A 17,395-nucleotide genomic window follows, 5' to 3' on the forward strand; every position below is an offset into this window, starting at 1 on the left:
CCCCCAGACCGGCCCAGCCGCTGGCGGCTGTGCGTTCGGGCGCTTGCGAAGCAGTGCTTCGCAAGCAAAGCGCCCTCACCCTTGGGGGCTTGGCCGCGGCATCCATGCCGCGGACACCCCCGCAACCGGACCCACCCCGCCTTCGACAGATTTCCGCGCGCTGTCGGAACGGCATTCTGTGATGCTGTGGGTGGGTGTCGACCTTGGTCGACACGGTAGATCCACGCCATGCGTGGATGGATTCCTGGATGTTTCGCTGATGTGGTGGGTTCTGAACTCGGTGGGTGCGGACCGTTGGTCCGCACACCGATGCCTCAGGCCAGGTAGACCTGTCCATCCCGCACATCCACCGGCACTGCGCGCAGGCGGTCGCCCTTGCAGGGGCCGGCGATGCAGTCGCCACTGTCCAGCGCGAACGAGGCGCCGTGGGCGGCGCAGACCAGATGGCCTTCGCGGCTCTTAAGGAACTGGCCGGGCGCCCAATCCAGGCGGCGGCCCGCGTGCGGGCAGATGTTCAGGAACGCCCGCACCTGCTCACCGTCGCGGTACAGCAGCAGCGACTCGGCATCGCCATCGACCACCGCTTCAACCTCGGCAAACGCACCATCGGCAATGGCATCCAGGGTGATGAGGGCAACAGCGGCAGTCATGGCGAAGGCTCGGACGGAATCGCGCATTGTCGCACGCCTGGTCATGTGACTAGCTGCGACATGAACACAAGTCATTGATCCGTAATAAGCCAAGGCTATATTTAACGAGTTTTTCACTCAATGACAGTGGCACCTGCCGATACTCATGGCTCGCTGATTTCCAGCCTATCGAGCCACCATGTTCAATCGCGATTTCGCCTTCCACCAGTTCCGCACCCTGTTTGCCCCGCGCAAGCCGCGCCATCCGCTGGTGCGCGTTGCCGTGGGCCTGCTCGGCCTGGCGATCCTGGCCGCGATGGTGTTCATCGGCGTATTCGTCGGTGCAGCCATGATCCTGGTGGGCCTGGCGTGGAAGCTGCTGGCTTCGCGCAAGCCCGGCCCGAGCCGCCCGGTCGACCCGAACGTGGTCGAGGGCGAGTACCACGTGGTGCGCAAGTCGGCGCTGCCGTCCTCGCGCTGATCGACGCTGCCCGCTGACGGCGGGCCTTGCTGCGTTCTAGACTGCGGGCACTCCCTTCCTGGATGCCCGCATGTCCGATGTCTCCGATGTGATCCCTGCTGCAGCCACGCCGCGTGTACCGGTGGTTGGTGGCGGCAGCTTTCCCGTGCACCGCATCTACTGCGTCGGCCGCAACTTCGCCGACCACGCGCGTGAGATGGGTGCTGCCGTGCCCGCAGCAGATGATCGCGGCCGCCCGATGTTCTTCACCAAGCCGGCCGACGCCATCGTGGTCGGCCACGACGATGTGATCCCCTACCCGCCTGCCACCAGCAACCTGCATCACGAGGTGGAACTGGTGGTGGCGATCGGCCGTGACGCGCCCACCGGCGAGTTGGCCGTGGCCGACGCCGAGGCCCTGGTCTATGGCTATGCCGTGGGCCTGGACCTGACCCGCCGCGACCTGCAGGCGGCCGCCAAGGAGAAGGGCCACCCGTGGGATTCGGCCAAGGGTTTCGATGCCTCTGCACCGATCAGCGAGATCGTGCACGCCGGTGAAGTCGGCGATCTGGCCGCCCTCAATCTGTCGCTGGAGATCAATGGCGAAGTCCGCCAGCAGTCCCTGCTCGACCAGATGATCTGGAACGTGCCGGAGATCCTGCACGAGCTGTCCAAGCTGTGGCAGCTGCGCGCCGGCGATCTGGTGTTCATGGGCACGCCGTCCGGCGTGGCCGCACTGAAGCCCGGCGACCGTTTCAGTGCACGCCTTGAGAACGTGGCCGAACGCCACGGCGTGATCGCCGGCTGACATCACCTGCGCTACCCTTCGCGCTGTCCCCCCTCGCCCTCAGGAGAAAAACAACAATGGGAATGCTCACCGAGTTCAAGGAATTCGCGATGCGCGGCAACGTCATCGACCTCGCCGTCGGCGTGGTGATTGGCGCTGCCTTCGGCAAGATCGTCACCGCGCTGGTGGAGAAGATCATCATGCCGCCGCTGGGCATGCTGATCGGCAAGGTCGATTTCTCCCAGCTTGCGTGGACACTGTCGCCGGCCAGCATCGGGCCTGATGGCAAGGAAATCCCGGCCGTGGTGATCGGCTACGGTGATTTCATCAACACGCTGATCCAGTTCGTGATCGTGGCGTTCGCCATCTTCCTGGTGATCAAGGTGATCAACCGCCTGTCGCGCAAGAAGGAAGCGGCACCGGCAGCGCCGGCCGAGGAAGTGGTGCTGCTGCGCGAGATCCGCGACAGCCTGAAGAAATAAGGTTGGTGGCGCCGGGCCATGCCTGGCGGAACGCCATCTTGCCGCTGCGCTCGCCGGGCATGCCCGGCGCTACCGCAGAGGCCTGCGAAAGCCCCGCTCCGGCGGGGCTTTCGCTTTGCTGCATCTGGCGGAAAACAGCATCCGCGCCGGCCATGACCTCCCGCCCATGCGCGGCGCTGAACGACTGTTAAGCTCCAAGGCTTACACCCTTCCCGGAGCTGTCCATGCGTCGCCGCGTCCTTGCCATCGCATCCTCCCTCGCCCTGCTGGCCGCGCCGGCCTTCGCGGCGCCGCGTGCCACCACCCTGCCGCCGGCTTCGCTGGCCACCGCCGCGCAGCTGCGCGACCAGGCGCTGGCCGATGACACCGGCTGGAAGGTGGTCGAATCGTTGACCACCGAGATCGGCCCTCGCATCGCCGGCAGCGAGGCCGACGCCCGTGCCGTGGCCTGGGCCGAAGCCAAGTTCAAGGCACTGGGTTTTGACAAGGTGTGGAAGGAACCGGTGACCTTCCCGAAATGGGAGCGCCGCAGTGAACACGCCGCCGTGACCGGCAGGAACCCGCAACCGCTGCAGATCACCGCGCTGGGTGGCAGCCCGGGCGGTACGGTCGAAGCCGAGGTGGTGCGGTTTGCCGATCTGGCCGCGCTGCAGGCCGCACCGGCGGGTTCGCTGAAGGGCAAGATCGCCTTCGTCGATTACCAGATGCTGCCGTTCCGCGATGGCCGCGACTATGGCCGTGGCGGCGCGATCCGCAGCAAGGGCCCGTCCGAGGCCATCCGCAAGGGCGCGATCGGTTTCCTGATGCGCTCGGCCGGTACCGATTCGCACCGCGTGCCGCACACCGGCATCACCCGCTTCGATGACGGCCTGACCCCGGTGCCGTCGGCGGCGCTGTCGGTGCCCGACGCCGACCAGCTGGCGCGCCTGCTTGCCCGTGGCGCAACCACGGTGACGGTCGCACTGGACTGCGGTTGGGATGGCACGGCGACCTCGTACAACGTGATCGGTGAGATCACCGGCCGCACGCTGCCGAAGGAAGTGGTGGTGATCGGTGGACACCTGGACTCGTGGGACCTGGGCACCGGCGCGGTCGATGACGGCGCAGGCGTGGGCATCACCATGGCCGCCGGTCATCTGATCGGCCAGCTGAAGCAGGCGCCGAAGCGCACCATCCGCGTGGTCGCCTTCGCCAACGAAGAACAGGGCCTGTATGGCGGCAAGGCCTACGCCGAGGCGCATGCCAAGGACGTAGCCCTGCACCAGCTGGCCGCCGAGAGCGATTTCGGTGCTGGCCGCATCTACGCCTTCAACACCGGTTCGCCGAACCCGGAAGGCTCGCGCGAGGCAACCAGGCAGATTGCCGAGGTGATGAAGCCGCTGGGCATCGAGTACGCCGCCGACAAGGGTGGCCCGGGGCCGGATGTCGGTCCGCTGGCCGCCAAGGGTGGCGCATGGGCTTGGCTGGCGCAGGATGGCTCGGATTACTTCCACCTGCACCACACCGCCGACGACACCCTCGACAAGATCGATCCGAAGGCGCTGGCGCAGAACGTGGCGGCCTATACCGTGTTTGCCTACCTGGCGGCCGAGGCCGATGGCAACTTCGGTAGCGAAGCCAAGGCAACCACGCCGCCCAACGAGTGAGTCCACTTCCACGCTGTGCGTGGAGTGACTCATGACCGGGTAGCGCCGGGCCATGCCCGGCGCTACCCGCCTGGGCGCTTACTGCGCCCACACGCTGGTATTGCGAACCCCCAGCAGCTTCGGGTTGAACAACGGGTCACGCCCGTGACGCCGGTGATCTTCGTAGTCGCGCAGCGCGGCCAACGCGGGCCTCTGCAGCAGCAGGATGGCGATGATGTTCAGCCAGCTCATCATGCCTACGCCGATGTCGCCCAGCGCCCACGCCACTGTCGCACTGTTCATCGCCGAGTAGCCCGTAGCGGCCAGGAACAACAGCTGGAAGGTGCCCATCACCCACCCTCGGGGACGATCGCGGCAGAGGTAACTGACGTTGGTTTCGGCCATGTAGTACAGGGCCAGGATGGTGGTGAACGCGAATGGCAGGATCGCCAGCGCGACGAACGACTTGCCGAAGCCGGGCAAGGCCGACTCCACCGCGTGCTGTACGAAGCGTGGCCCTGCTTCCACGCCGGGAAGGTTGCCCAGCAGCAGGCGCGCCTCGTCCGGTACACCGTTCACCGCCGGGTCGTAGACGTTGTAGAGCCCGGTGGAGAGAATCAGGAAGGCCGTCGCGCTGCACACGACCATGGTGTCGATGTACACCGAGAACGACTGCACCAGCCCCTGCTTCACCGGGTGCGACACTTCTGCTGCAGCGGCAGGATGCGCGCCACTGCCCATGCCAGCTTCATTGGACAACACGCCACGACGTACCCCCCATTGGATCGCGGTCCCGATCATCGCGCCGAATGCGGCGTCAACACCGAAGGCGCTGCGCAGCACCAGGGCGATGACCTCAGGCACGCGCTCGACGTTGAGTACCATCACCACCGCAGTGACCAGCAGATAGGCCACGGCCATCACCGGCACCACCCATTCGGCGACCCGCGCGATGCGACGCACGCCGCCGAGCAGGATCGCCGCCAACACCACCAGCAGCACACCGGTGGTGACCATCACCGGAACGTCCCACGCTTCGTTCACCGCACTGGTGATGGCGTTGGACTGCGTGCCCGCCAGCATCGCCCCCGCCAGCACCGTGACCAGCGCGAACAGCACGGCGTACCAGCGCTGGCCCAGCCCCTTCTCGATGTAGTACGCCGGGCCACCGCGATACTGCCCCTTGGCGTCGCGATCCTTGTAGATCTGCGCCAGGGTGGACTCGATGAACGCGCTGGAAGCACCGAGGAAGGCGACGATCCACATCCAGAAGATCGCGCCCGGACCGCCGAAGGCAATGGCCATGGCGACACCGGCGATGTTGCCCACGCCCACCCGGCTGGACAGCGACAGTGACAACGCCTGGAATGGCGAGACACCGGCATCGGAGCGCTCGTGACGGAACATCAGGCGCAGCATGTCCGGCAGCGCGCGCAACTGCACGAAGCGGGTACGCACGCTGAAGTACAGGCCCGTTGCCAGGCACAGCACCACCAGATACGGGCTCCAGACAACGGCAAGCACGGCATTGACGATCGATTCGACATTCATCGCAGGGCCCCCATCAGAAGAACATCCCCAGGGCGACCTGGGGACTGATGATGCGGCCGGTATTGCGGCCGGCAACGGTGAATTCGACGCCGGCGATCAGCCCCAGCGACGGGCTGAAGTGGTACTCGACAGCGGGCGCGAAGGTCAGGTTGCGACTGGCCGGGCGGTGTTCGTTGATGGGCCGGACGCCACCTGCAGCGTCGGGCGCGAAACCGGTCAGGCGCTGGCCGGTCTCGCGGCTGGCGGCAACTTCCATCACGCCGACCCAGCGTTCGTTGAAGCTGTATTCGGCGCCCACGGAAAGACCCAGTACCGAGCCCCGCGCGATATGGCCCTGGAAGCCGTCCTCGGTGCCGTACACGCTGGTGCCGGAGATGGCCGTTCGCGATGGCGCCGGCCCCGCGCTGAACTGCGCCCGCCAGCGCAGCGGCCGATCGTTGCCCAGCCACAGCACCTGCTGCACGGCCAACGCGGCGACGGTGCGCTGCACGCCATCACCCTGCGCATCCAGCGGATTGCCGGTGATGCGGTCGTGGCTGCCGGTGCTGAAGCGCTGTACCAGGGCAATCGACACCGCCGGCGTGGTGCCATCGGCGCTGGGGGCCTGCAACAGGTATTGCAGGCGTGCGGTGGTATCACCGGCGCGGAAGCCTCGGCTGCGTGCGTTGCCGGATTCGGCGCGTGATGCACTCAGGTTGACCTGGCCGGTCACCCGTTCGCTGAAGCCGTATGCGATGGGCACCACCATCGCCCACGCGCCGCTGCGTTCGCTGCTGCGCTGGCGGTCGCCGTTGTGGTCGAAGGACGAGGAACTGTCGACCCGCACCAGATAGGGTTCGACGTACCAGTGACCCGCTGGCATGCCGGCAGGATTGGGCGTGATCAGCGGGCCGGTGAAGTTGACGCCGTCGAGCGTGCGCTCGTTGGCCTGCGCGGAAACGACGGCAAGCGCACTGAGTGCCAGTACCAGGCAGACACGCACCGCACTGCGAGGAGGATGATGCATGGGAACCGCTCCTGTACGACGTTGGATGGACTTCCACCCTGCGTCGCCGGGAACGGCACACCAATAAGGAAACTTTCAATTCGTCATGCATGCTTTGCGCATGGCACTGCCAGGAAAACCGCCAGACGTTGCCCGGCTGCCGGGAAGTCCCGTTCGACATGGAACTGCGCTGTGCGGGCACCGGTTTGCGGTGCCCGCAGACACGCCCATCAGCCGCGCTGGCTGACCCACTGCGCCAGCAACACGGCCGTGGCGGAAGCGACATTCAGGCTTTCAACCGCGCCACTGCCGGGAATCGACAGCTGCTGGTCACACTGGCTGGCCAGGCCGCGATCCATGCCTTCGCTTTCCGCGCCCATCACGTAGACCAGGCGGGCCGGCAACGACGCGCGGAACACGTCATCGCCACCCTCGACCAGGGTCGCGGCGAGGCCGAAACCGGCCGCGCGCAGCTGCGCCATCGCTTCTGCATCCTCAGGCAACTGCACCAGCGGCACCGACTCTGCGCCGCCCTCGGCCACGCGTGCGGCCGCGCCGGACAACGCCAGCGTACTGCTGGCCGGCAGCAGCAGCGCCTTGGCGCCGAAATGCGCGGCAGAGCGCAGGATCGCACCGAAGTTGTGCGGATTACCGACGCCATCCAGCCACAGTGCCAGCGCCGGGCCTTCGCCCAGTTCGGCCAGCCACTGCGCGAGCGGCAACACCGGCGCGCGCAGCACGTCGGCCACCAGGCCTTCATGGTGGGTGGTGGCAGCCAGCTTGTTGAGGTCGCCCTCCTCCACCACGCGATAGCCCACGCGGTTGGCCACGCACCACTTCAGCACCGGCTGCATGCGCGGAATCAGCGATTCCACCAGGTACAGCTTGCGCAGCGCCTGCGGACGCTTGGCGAACAGCGCCTGCACCGCGTTCCATCCGTACAGGCGAAGTTCGTCGTTGCCCCGCCCCGGCGGTGGCGGGGTGCCGCCCTCACGCGGTGGCAGCGGGGTGGCCCGCGGCGGTCGCGACGACGGGCGGCGGGCATTCTTCCAGGGATCATTCACTACGGGACAACTCCAGCTTGCGTTGACGCCAGAAATCGGCGTTCTTGATGCCCAGGGCATCGGGGTCGAAGATCGGGTCGAGACCGAGCTTCTTCTGTCGTTCGTAATCGCGCAGGGCCAGCATGGCCGGCTTCTGCACGATGAGGATGGCGATGATGTTCAGCCAGGCCATCAGGCCCACGCCGATATCACCCAGCGCCCAGGCCAGGGTGGCGTTGTGGAAGGCACCGAACACCACCATGCCGATGATGCCCAGGCGCAGCAGCAGCACGGTGAGCGGCCGGCGCTTGTTGTGGTTGACGTAGGTCAGGTTGGTTTCGGCCATGTAGTAATAGGCCATGATCGTGGTGAAGGCGAAGAAGAAGATCGCCACCGACACGAAGGCCGAGCCCCAGCCCGGCAGCACCGCTTCCACACCCGCCTGCGCGTAGCCCGCACCTTCGGGGATGCCGGCCAAGCCCTGGAAGATCGGCGCGGCGCCGGCGACCGGTGAATACACGTTGTAGGTGCCGCTGGCCAGGATCAGGAAGGCGGTAGCGGTGCACACCATCATGGTGTCGAAGTAGATGGCGAACGCCTGCACGTAACCCTGCTTGGCCGGGTGCGAGACCTCCGAGGCCGCCGCAGCGTGCGGACCCGAGCCTTGGCCGGCCTCGTTGGCGTAGATGCCGCGCTTGATGCCCCACTCCACCGCCAGGCCCATCATCGCGCCGAACGCGGCATGGGTGCCGAACGCGCTCTTGAAGATGATGCCGAACATTTCCGGCACGCGGTCGTAGTTGATGATCATGATGACGATGGCCATCAGGATGAAGCCGGCGGCCATGAACGGCACCACCACTTCGGCGAAGTTGGCGATGCGCTTGACGCCACCGAAGATCACCACGCCCAGCAGCAGGGCGACGACGATGCCGATGCCCAGCTTCAGCGCCTGCGCCGATTCCATGCCGAAGGCCTGGCCATCGAGCGGACCGCACAGCGCGGTACCGCGGCAGGCGTTGATGACGCTGTCGGCGATCGCGTTGGCCTGCACGCCGGGCATCAGGAAACCGGCGGCGATGATCGTGGCGATGGCGAAAGCCATGGCATACCACTTCAGGCCCATCGCTTTTTCGATGTAGTAGGCCGGGCCACCGCGGTAGCGGCCTTCGGCATCCTTGGTCTTGTAGATCTGCGCCAGGGTGCATTCCACATACGAGGTGGAGGCGCCGAGGAAGCCCATCACCCACATCCAGAAGATCGCGCCGGGGCCGCCGAAGGCGATGGCGGTGGCCACGCCGGCGATGTTGCCGATGCCCATGCGGCCGGCCATCGACATGGCCAGGGCCTGGAACGAGGACACGCCGGCGTCGGACTTCTCACCGGACACGGTGAGGCGGCACATCTCGACGAAACCACGGATCTGCATGAAGCGGGTGCGCAGGCTGAAGAACAGGCCGGCGGCCAGGCACATGAAGATCAGCGCCTTGCTCCAGATGATGCTGTTGATGAAATGTACGGTAGCTTCCACGCGCGCTCTCTCCAGTCGGCGGGTTGTGAGGACGTCCCGTCGGCTGGAAGGGACCGGTCGATTCTCCCTGATCGAAGGTCGCTGCGATAGCGCCGGATGTGGGGGCGTGTTCTCCGCCGGGCATGGCCCGGCGCTACCGGGTATGCCGCCGCACCACGGGTAGCGCCGGGCCATGCCCGGCGACCGGCAATGACCGTGCCCCCACGGTAGCACCGGGCCATGCCCGGCGGCCTATCAGGGCAGCTGCCTGCGTACCCGGGCGAAGCGGCGCAGGTCATGCAGGACGCCGCGCTTGTAGACGGCGCAGCGCTCCACGCCCTCCTCCTGGAAACCGTTCTTTTCCAGTACCCGGGCCGAGCCCAGGTTGAAGTCGACCACCGTGGCCTGCAGCCTGAACAGGCCAAGCTCATCCATCACCCAGGGCGCGAACAGGCCGACCACAGCGGTCATCAGGCCCTGCCCCCAATGAGCCTGGCCGAGCCAGTAGCCCAGTTCCGCGGTATGCCCGCGCTCGGCCACGCCCTGCTGGGCGCCAACGCTGCCACAGGCCTGGCCCTCTATCTCGATGGCCAGGTTCAGCGTGCCTGGGGCCAGTACGCGCCCGCCCAGGAAGGCTTCGCCATCCTCGCGGGTGTACGGATACGGGAAGCGGTCACGCAGCCCACGCGAGACGTCCGCGTCGTTGGCGTGATGCAGCAGCGACTGCAGGTCATCACTGCGCCAGGGGCGCAGCAGGAAGCCTGCGCCGTGCAGGATCCGCGCCGGCTCAGGCATGACCACCCACCGACGGCGAGTCGGCCTCCTGCTTCTCCAGCTCGCGCTTCACCGCCTCCGGCGAGCGGGTGTACGGGGCCAGCCGCGCGTAGAACGCCGGCACCACGAACAGCGACAGGAAGGTGGACAGGGTGACGCCGAAGATGATCACGATGCCGATGGTGCCACGGCTGGCCGAGCCCGGGCCACCGGCCACCACCAGCGGGATGGCGCCGACCACGGTGGCGATCGAAGTCATCAGAATCGGACGCAGGCGCACCATCGCCGATTCGATGATCGCTTCGCGCACGCTGCGGCCATCGTCGCGCAGCTGGTTGGCGAATTCGACGATCAGGATGCCGTTCTTGGCCGCCAGGCCGACCAGCATGACGATGCCGATCTGGCTGAACAGGTTCACCGTGCCGCCACTCAGCCACAGGCCAACCAGCGCGCCGAGCACGCCCAGCGGCACGGTCAGCATGATCGTCAGCGGGTGGATGAAGCTCTCGAACTGCGCGGCCAGCACCAGATACACCACCAGCAGGGCCATGGCGAAGGTCAGCAGCACCGCGCCGCCCGCACTCTGGTACTCACGCGATTCGCCCTTCCAGTTCACCTGCGCGTACTGCGGCAGCTCTTCGCCGGTCACCTGCTGGGCCCAGGCGATGGCCTCGCCCAGCGGATAACCCGGTGCCAGGCCGGCACTGATGGTGATCGAGCGCAGGCGGTTGAAGCGGTTCAGGGTTCCGGCCTCGGCCACTTCGCTCAGCGTGACCAGGTTGGACAATGGCACCAGCTCGCCAGAGGTCGCACGCACGCGGATAGCGGCCAGATCGGCGGGGCTGGCGCGGCCATCACGGCCGGCCTGCACCAGCACGTCGTACTCCTCGCCGTTGTCGACGAAGGTGGTGACGCGGCGCGAGCCCATCATCGTTTCCAGCGCCGAACCGATCGCGGTGACCGGCACGCCGAGGTCGGCCGCACGCTGGCGGTCAATGTTCACCCGCATCTGCGGACGGGTTTCCTTGTAGTCCGAGTCCGGGCCGACCAGGCCGGGGTTGTCGGCCATGCGCAGCAGGATGCGGTCGCGCCACTGCGCGATCTCGGCGTATTCCGGGCCACCCAGCACGATCTGGAACGGCTGCCCGCCACTGCGCACCAGGCCGCCACCGACCTGGGTACGTACGCGCACGCCACGGATGGTGTCCAGTTCCTTCTGCAGTTCGTTGGCGACTTCCGGCGTGCCTTCGCTGCGCTGACGCCACGGCTGCAGGAACACGCTGACGCGGCCAGTGTGCATTTCCTCGCTGGCGCCGAAGCCGCCGGGCACGCGCGGGTTGGCGCGCACGATCGGCTTGTCCGCGCCGACATGCGGTGCCAGCAGCGCTTCGACCTGCTGCACCTGCTGCACGGTGTAGTCGTAGCCGGCGCCTTCCGGGCCGTCGATCATGATCTGGAACGAACCACGGTCTTCGGCGGGGGCCAGTTCCGAAGGCAGCACTTTGATCAGCAGCCAGCTGGCCGCCAACGCAGCGGCCATCACCAGCAGGTAGATCCACGTGCGATCGACATGATGATCGAGCACGCGGCCGTAGGCGCCGGCCAGGCGTTCCAGATTGCGGTTGATGAAGCCGTGCAGCCCGCGCGGTGCCTGCCCGGTATGCGGCTTGAGCAGCTTGGAGGCCATCATCGGCGTCAGCGTCAGCGCGACGAACGCCGACAGCGCGACAGCGGCGGCCAGGGCTACCGCCAGTTCACGGAACAGGCGCCCGGTATTGCCTTCCAGGAAGCCGACCGGCAGGAATACCGCCACCAGCACGGCGGTGGTGGCGATCACCGCGAACGCCACCTGCGCGGTACCCCGCTTGGACGCCACCAGCGGCGGTTCGCCCAGGTCGATGCGGCGCTGCACGTTTTCCACCACCACGATCGCGTCATCCACCACCAGGCCGATGCACAGCACCAGCGCGAGCAGGGTCAGCAGGTTGATCGAGAAGTCGAACGCGTACAGCGCGATGAACGCCGCCACCAGGCATACCGGCACGGTGACCGCAGGAATCAACGCCGCGCGGAAGCTGCCGAGGAACAGCCAGATGACCGCCAGCACCAGGATCATCGCCTCCACCAGGGTGGCGTACACGCGGTCGACGGCAGCCTCGATGAAGGTGGTGTTGTCGAAGGCAACGAAGATCTGCGTGCCCTTGGGCAGGGTCAGCGCGACACGTTCGGCCTCGGCGCGCGCGGTGCGCGCCACATCCAGCGAGTTGGCAGTGGAGGTCTTGACGATGCCCAGGCCGATGCCGGGCTCGCCGTTGCTGCGGTAGTAGGCGCGACGCTCGGCCGAGGCCAGCTCGATCTTCGCCACATCGCCCATGCGCACCACATAGCCATCACTGCCCTTGCCCAGCGGGATGGTCGCGAAGTCTTCCGGCTTGATGTAGTTGCGCTCCACGCGCAGGGTGAAATCGCGGTCGGTGGATTCGATGCGGCCGGCCGGCAGTTCCACGTTCTCGTTGCGCAGCGCGGTTTCCACATCGCCGGTGGTCAGCCCACGTGCGGCCAGCTGGTCGCGGTCCAGCCAGATGCGCATCGCATAGCGCTGGCGGCCACCGATGCGGACCTGGGCCACGCCATCGAGGCTGGAGAAGCGGTCGACCACGTAGCGGTCGGCGTAGTCGCTCAGTTCCAGCGTATCCATGGTCGAGGAGACCATGTTGAACCAGATGATCGGGTCGGCATCGCTCTCGACCTTGGCGATCTCCGGTGGCCGTGCCTCCTCGGGCATGCGGTCGGCCACGCGGCTGACCGCGTCGCGCACGTCGTTGGCCGCCGCTTCGATGTCACGGTTGGAGGTGAATTCGATGCTGACCTGCGAGCGGCCGTTGGTGCTGCGCGCGTTGATCGTATCGATGCCTTCGATGCCGGCCAGCGCGTCTTCCAGCACCTGGGTGATGCGGCTCTCGATGACCGCTGCCGAGGCGCCGGTGTAATCCACCGAGACCGAAACGATCGGTGGGTCGATGGCCGGCAGTTCGCGCAGCGTCAACCGGGTGAAGGACATCACGCCCAGCACCAGCAGCAACAGGCTCATCACCACGGCAAACACCGGCCGCTGGATGGAGATGTCGGACAGCTTCATCCGCCGTGACCCTCGGCGGCTGCAGGTGCTTCAACCGTCGCCGGCTGCGCGCCGCTGGCGGGCGCGGCGTCGGAGGCTGCCACCTTCAGGCCCGCCCGCAGCTTGCCGGTGCCGTCCACCACGATGCGCTGGCCTGCCTGCAGGCCCTGCTTGATCTCGACCACGCCGGCGCGGCGTGCACCGGTGACCACGTCCACGCGTTCGACGGTGTCATCGGCCTTGATGCGGTACATGAAGCTGTCGCGACCGACCTGCACCACCGCGATTTCCGGCACCACCAGGGCCGGTCGATCAGGATGGAACAGGCGCACGTCGAGCAGCATGCCCGGCCGCAGCGCATGGTCGCCATTGGCGAAGTCGGCACGCACGGTCACCGCACGAGTGGCCGGGTCGATGCGTGCATCGATCGTGCTGACCTCGCCCTCGAAGGTGCGGCCCGGCCAGGCCACGCTGGTGGCCTGCACCTTGTCGCCAGTGGTCAGCGACGCCAGTTCCACTTCCGGCACCTGGAAATCGACGTGCATGCGCTCGACGTCGTCGAGGGTGGCGATCACCGTGGTCGGCGTCAGCAGCGTGCCCGGGCTGATCTGGCGAATGCCAAGTACGCCGGCGAACGGCGCGCGCACGCGACGGTCGCCGATGTCCGACTGCATCTGTGCCACCCGCGCTTCGGCGGCGTCGCGGATCGACTTCTGCGTGTCCAGGGTGGCACTGGATACCAACCGCTGCGCCGCCAGTTCGCGCTGGCGCTTGTACAGCTGGTCGGCTTCGCGGAAGGTCGCCTGCGCCTGCACCAATGCGGCCTCCTGGGCCTGCCCGCGCAGTGTCACGAGGGGCGCACCGGCGGCGACCTGCTGGCCACTTTCAAAGTGCACGCGCTCGACGATCTCGCTCACCTTGGCGGTCACGCTGATCGACTCGCGCGCCTTGGCCGTGCCCAGCGCCTGCAGCGTGTCGTTCCACTGCACCGCCTGCACGACCTGCGCGGTGACCGGCACGGCTTCGCCCTGCCGACGCGCGGCGGCCTCCTGTTTGCCTGCGCACCCGGCCAGCACGGCCAGGCTGAGGCCAAGGGCCAGGGTCGAAGCGATACGAGCCAACATGAAGCGTCCTGAGTGGTACACGGCCGCCGAGTGTAGGCAAGGCCCCGCAAAAGCGGTATGTGCCAAGCGTTTACCGGCGTGGAACGGGGGCTGCGATAGCGCCGTGTGCCCATTCCATGCAGGGGGCACCGACGCAGTGTCGGCGTATGTCGGGATGTATCAGGCCATCCCGCCAGGGGCGATGCCGTCGTACAGTCGAGGGGCCTGGCCGAGGGCGCCGGGCGGGGTCGGAACCTGGCGGGGATCCGACCCCGTTTTCTTTGGACGCAGGCCTTCTGTGCGCGGCGCACCGGTAGCGCCGGGCCATGCCCGGCGGATCAATACCGGTAGTTCACCTTCATCCACAGGCTGCGGCCGGGCTCGTTGATGCGCACAGGGTCAGCGGGGAAGCCGAAGTCGGCGCTGCCGGCCAGGTTCAGATGCTCGCTGTAGGCACGGTCGAACAGGTTGTCGACACCGGCGCTGAGCTGCAGCTGCGAACTGAAACGATAGGCCGCGTTGAGCGCCAGCGTGGCAAAGCCGCTGCTCGGCCCGAGGTCCTGCGCGACCACGTTGCCCTGCCCGTCCGCGACCCGATGCTGATGGGTGACCGCGCGCACCAGCGCACCGCCACTCCAGCGCTGGCCTTCCCAGTCAGCGCTCAAGCGTGCTTCCAGCGGCGGCATCTGCGGCAACGGTCGATGCTGATCGCGGTTCTCGCCCCAGGCATAGGCCAGGGTGCCCCCCAGCTTCCATTGCTCGTCCAGCCGCAGCTGCAGGCCGGCCTCGGCACCGGCGATGCGCGCCTGCACATTGTCAGCCCGGCTCATGCCCATCATGCCGCTGCCGCGATAGGTGAACAGGATGTAGTCCTGGATCTGCCCCGCATAGGCCGAGACCCAGGCCTGCACGCGCGGGCCCTTGTATTGCAGGCCGACGTCGAGCTGGGTGGTGCGCTCGTGCTGGATGCCAGCGAACGCGTTCACCGCACCTGCCGGCCCCTGATCGGGCGAGAACAGTTCCCAGTAGTCGGGCATGCGCTGGCTGTGGCCCAGCCCGGCATACCAGGTCAGGCCGTCGGCAAGGTCCTGTTCGTAGCGCAGGAAACCACTGCCCAGCCATTCCCTGCGGCGCTGGCCGGCGGTGGGATTGGGCATGGCCATCATCATGCCGCCGATGTCGGCACGCGCATCGCGCACGCTGGCACGATCGATGCGCAGCCCGCCGATCCAACGCTGCCCGGTGTCCACGCCGAAGGTCAGTTCGGTGAATGCACCGTAGCGGCGGAAATCGGCGTCGGTGTTCCAGTCCGCCTGCTTGTAGGTATCGCGCCCCATGCCCATGCGGCCGCGATGCCGGCTGTCTTCGCCGTCGATGCCGGCCACCAGCTGCACGTCCTGCCAGCGCCATTCGGCGCTGATGCGCCCGCCCTGCGTGCGGCGATCCACGTTCGACGCCATCGGCATCGGCATCATGCTGTGTGGGTTCGGCGTACGCAGCGTGTAGTTGTCCATCACGTGGTCGGCTTCGTTGTAGTACACGTTCGCCTGCAGCGTGTTCCACGCCCCGGGCAGATTGCGCTTCTCGAAGCGTGCGGCGTAACTGGTGCGTTCGAACGCGGCCCCATCCATGCCGCGCCCCGCGTAGCGCGCGATCGCATCGCCGGCACCGGCGGAGACCTCCAACAGGGTATCGGCGTCAGGCGTCCAGCCCACCGCTACGTCGCCATTCCACTTGCGCCATTTCGACGGAACCACATCGCCGTTGCCGTCCTTGTAGTCATCGGCTTCGGAGCGATTGCCGCTGGCACGCACGTAGCCCGTTGGATTGCCCAGGGTCAGGTCCAGCACCTGGTCGTTGCGGTTGCGTGAGCCGACCAGTGCACTGGCATCGGCACGCAGCCCGGGCGCATCGAAACGCGGGGTATCACGCTCGAAGCGCACGGTGCCCGCAGAGGCACCCGCGCCCCAGCGCACGCTCTGCGGGCCCTTGATGATGGTCAGCCGGTCAAAGCTCTCCGGCGATATGTAGGACAGCGGGTTGTCCATGCGCGAGGGACACGCGCCAATCAGATTGCCATCGTTGCTGAGGATGTTCAGGCGCGAACCGAACATGCCACGCAGCACCGGGTCGCCGTTGGTGCCGCCGTTGCGGATGGCGGAGAAGCCGGGAACGGTCTTCAGGTAATCGGCGCCATCGCTGGCTGGCACAGGCTGCCGCGGCAGGCGCGGATCGGTCACCCAATGCAGCGGCGAGGACGGCGCGGCGGCGGTGACCACCAGCGTATCCAGCGTCCGCGCTTCTTCAGCGGGCGCGGCATGGGCGAAGGGAGCAGCCAGGGCAGCGCCAAGCGCAAACGGCAGGCGCGCACGGGCGCCCGCAGCGGGGAAAGTCATTTTCATGGAAACAGCTCCAAGGTACGCACGCGCGCACGACGCCCTTGCAGGCCTCGTGCGGCGGATTCGATAGGGAAATCAGCGGACGGTGGAGATCAGCGGCGGGCCACGCGCGGCATGTGCCGGCCAATGCAGCAGCGGCAGTCGCGGCTGCGACCATGGGAACATCGGCTTCGGCCGCCACAGCAAGGGCAGCAGCAGCACCAGCACGGCCAGCCACGGCAGCAGGCGCATGGCCAGCACGCAGTACTCGCAGGCCTCCCCGTGCATGGCGTGGGGATCGGCGGGTGGGGTCGGATCCCTTTGCCCCGGCAAAGGGCTCTGACCCTCAGCCATGTCGCCGTGATGCATGTGGGCATGGTCCATGCCGCCATGCATTGTGGATGGGGTCAGAGCCCTTCCCTGTGGTGAAGGGATCTGACCCTGCGGCGCCTGCAGCGCACGGCTGACCAGCGGCGCAAGCACCATCAACAGCGTCGCGATGAAGGCGAGCTGGAGCAGGGTTCGACGCAGGCAGCCGGTACGGATCACCGCGCTAGTGTAGAGGTGCCTCCAGAAGGCACCGTGCGACGAACCGTCGCAGGAGGGGGTTTATCGGCAGGGCTGCGCCCTGCACCCGCAGAGGCCACGTCCACGGCAAGAGCCGAAGCAACATCAAAAGCTGGCTTCCTGTGGGTAGGCGGGGTGGGTCCGGTTGCGGGGGCCGCTGCAAGTACGTCCATGTAAGCTCGGTCGCCGCATCCATGCGGCTCACGCCCCCGCAACCGTACCCACCCCGCCTTCGACAGTTTTCCGCGATCTGCGGTAGATCCACGCCATGCGTGGATGCTCTTCGATCAATTGTCGAAACATTCGATTTCCATGGAGATTCATCCACGCATCGCGTGGATTTTACCGTGTCGACCAAGGTCGACACCTATCAACGGCCGCCG

14 protein-coding genes are annotated in these 17,395 nt (G+C 67.1%); 4 read left to right on the plus strand and 10 right to left on the minus strand.

Annotation, left to right across the window (positions count from 1 at the left end; translation table 11 throughout):
• Nucleotides 1-314: 314 nt before the first annotated feature.
• Entirely contained in the window at nt 315-650 is a 336-nt protein-coding gene (locus tag AC1DCU_RS18275) for a Rieske (2Fe-2S) protein (RefSeq protein WP_049469607.1), read from the minus strand.
• A 178-nt stretch (nt 651-828) separates the two neighbouring features.
• Here AC1DCU_RS18275 and AC1DCU_RS18280 point away from each other — a divergent pair, with 178 nt between their 5' ends.
• From AC1DCU_RS18280 to AC1DCU_RS18295, 4 genes are all read left to right on the plus strand, one after another.
• Entirely contained in the window at nt 829-1,110 is a 282-nt protein-coding gene (locus AC1DCU_RS18280) for a hypothetical protein (RefSeq protein WP_442252270.1), read from the plus strand.
• A gap of 70 nt (nt 1,111-1,180) precedes the next feature.
• Nucleotides 1,181-1,897 (plus strand): fumarylacetoacetate hydrolase family protein, encoded by a 717-nt coding sequence (locus AC1DCU_RS18285; protein ID WP_132824343.1) that lies wholly within the window; start codon nt 1,181-1,183, stop codon nt 1,895-1,897.
• Between the two features lie 56 nt (nt 1,898-1,953).
• Nucleotides 1,954-2,358, plus strand: a complete 405-nt coding sequence (gene mscL, locus AC1DCU_RS18290; RefSeq protein WP_025874272.1) for a large-conductance mechanosensitive channel protein MscL — start codon at nt 1,954-1,956, stop codon at nt 2,356-2,358.
• 224 nt (nt 2,359-2,582) lie between these two features.
• Entirely contained in the window at nt 2,583-4,004 is a 1,422-nt protein-coding gene (locus AC1DCU_RS18295; RefSeq protein ID WP_442252268.1) for a M28 family peptidase, read from the plus strand.
• Nucleotides 4,005-4,082: 78 nt separating this feature from the next.
• Here the strand turns inward: AC1DCU_RS18295 and AC1DCU_RS18300 are convergent, their stop codons facing one another.
• The 9 genes from AC1DCU_RS18300 to AC1DCU_RS18340 all read right to left on the minus strand — a co-directional run bounded on the left by AC1DCU_RS18300 (nt 4,083) and on the right by AC1DCU_RS18340 (nt 16,994).
• Nucleotides 4,083-5,534, minus strand: coding sequence for an alanine/glycine:cation symporter family protein (locus AC1DCU_RS18300; protein WP_025874270.1), 1,452 nt, complete (start codon nt 5,532-5,534; stop codon nt 4,083-4,085).
• Between the two features lie 13 nt (nt 5,535-5,547).
• On the minus strand, nt 5,548-6,540 hold the full coding sequence (locus AC1DCU_RS18305; RefSeq protein ID WP_154880996.1) for a hypothetical protein: 993 nt from the start codon (nt 6,538-6,540) through the stop codon (nt 5,548-5,550).
• Nucleotides 6,541-6,749: 209 nt separating this feature from the next.
• Complete coding sequence (locus AC1DCU_RS18310; RefSeq protein ID WP_025874268.1) at nt 6,750-7,583, minus strand: TrmH family RNA methyltransferase; 834 nt, start codon at nt 7,581-7,583, stop codon at nt 6,750-6,752.
• On the minus strand, nt 7,576-9,093 hold the full coding sequence (locus AC1DCU_RS18315; RefSeq protein WP_025874267.1) for an alanine/glycine:cation symporter family protein: 1,518 nt from the start codon (nt 9,091-9,093) through the stop codon (nt 7,576-7,578). The genes AC1DCU_RS18310 and AC1DCU_RS18315 overlap by 8 nt, the downstream gene beginning before the upstream one ends.
• A gap of 234 nt (nt 9,094-9,327) precedes the next feature.
• A complete protein-coding gene (locus tag AC1DCU_RS18320; protein ID WP_025874266.1) occupies nt 9,328-9,867 on the minus strand; it encodes a GNAT family N-acetyltransferase in 540 nt (179 codons plus the stop codon).
• The gene (locus AC1DCU_RS18325; RefSeq protein ID WP_025874265.1) at nt 9,860-12,985 is read right to left on the minus strand and encodes an efflux RND transporter permease subunit; all 3,126 of its coding nucleotides are present in this window, start codon (nt 12,983-12,985) and stop codon (nt 9,860-9,862) included. The genes AC1DCU_RS18320 and AC1DCU_RS18325 overlap by 8 nt, the downstream gene beginning before the upstream one ends.
• The gene (locus AC1DCU_RS18330; RefSeq protein ID WP_025874264.1) at nt 12,982-14,088 is read right to left on the minus strand and encodes an efflux RND transporter periplasmic adaptor subunit; all 1,107 of its coding nucleotides are present in this window, start codon (nt 14,086-14,088) and stop codon (nt 12,982-12,984) included. Before AC1DCU_RS18330 ends, AC1DCU_RS18325 begins: the two co-directional genes overlap by 4 nt.
• 317 nt (nt 14,089-14,405) lie before the next feature.
• Nucleotides 14,406-16,469 carry a TonB-dependent copper receptor gene (locus AC1DCU_RS18335; RefSeq protein WP_442252266.1) on the minus strand — a complete coding sequence of 688 codons (2,064 nt, stop codon included), beginning with the start codon at nt 16,467-16,469 and terminating at the stop codon, nt 14,406-14,408.
• 72 nt (nt 16,470-16,541) lie between these two features.
• Nucleotides 16,542-16,994: a DUF2946 family protein gene (locus AC1DCU_RS18340; RefSeq protein WP_425513378.1), complete on the minus strand. Its 453-nt coding sequence runs from the start codon at nt 16,992-16,994 to the stop codon at nt 16,542-16,544.
• Nucleotides 16,995-17,395 lie beyond the last annotated feature (401 nt).

The organism is Stenotrophomonas sp. 10L48 (assembly GCF_056395105.1).

What these genes read in the sequence shown, in the direction of transcription:
- AC1DCU_RS18325 (WP_025874265.1), bottom strand. Translation starts at nt 12,985, where the DNA reads ATGAAGCTGTCCGACATCTCCATCCAGCGGCCGGTGTTTGCCGTGGTG.
- AC1DCU_RS18335 (WP_442252266.1), bottom strand. Translation starts at nt 16,469, where the DNA reads ATGAAAATGACTTTCCCCGCTGCGGGCGCCCGTGCGCGCCTGCCGTTT.
- AC1DCU_RS18300 (WP_025874270.1), bottom strand. Translation starts at nt 5,534, where the DNA reads ATGAATGTCGAATCGATCGTCAATGCCGTGCTTGCCGTTGTCTGGAGC.
- AC1DCU_RS18295 (WP_442252268.1), top strand. Translation starts at nt 2,583, where the DNA reads ATGCGTCGCCGCGTCCTTGCCATCGCATCCTCCCTCGCCCTGCTGGCC.
- mscL (WP_025874272.1), top strand. Translation starts at nt 1,954, where the DNA reads ATGGGAATGCTCACCGAGTTCAAGGAATTCGCGATGCGCGGCAACGTC.
- AC1DCU_RS18305 (WP_154880996.1), bottom strand. Translation starts at nt 6,540, where the DNA reads ATGCATCATCCTCCTCGCAGTGCGGTGCGTGTCTGCCTGGTACTGGCA.
- AC1DCU_RS18285 (WP_132824343.1), top strand. Translation starts at nt 1,181, where the DNA reads ATGTCCGATGTCTCCGATGTGATCCCTGCTGCAGCCACGCCGCGTGTA.
- AC1DCU_RS18280 (WP_442252270.1), top strand. Translation starts at nt 829, where the DNA reads ATGTTCAATCGCGATTTCGCCTTCCACCAGTTCCGCACCCTGTTTGCC.
- AC1DCU_RS18330 (WP_025874264.1), bottom strand. Translation starts at nt 14,088, where the DNA reads ATGTTGGCTCGTATCGCTTCGACCCTGGCCCTTGGCCTCAGCCTGGCC.
- AC1DCU_RS18275 (WP_049469607.1), bottom strand. Translation starts at nt 650, where the DNA reads ATGACTGCCGCTGTTGCCCTCATCACCCTGGATGCCATTGCCGATGGT.
- AC1DCU_RS18320 (WP_025874266.1), bottom strand. Translation starts at nt 9,867, where the DNA reads ATGCCTGAGCCGGCGCGGATCCTGCACGGCGCAGGCTTCCTGCTGCGC.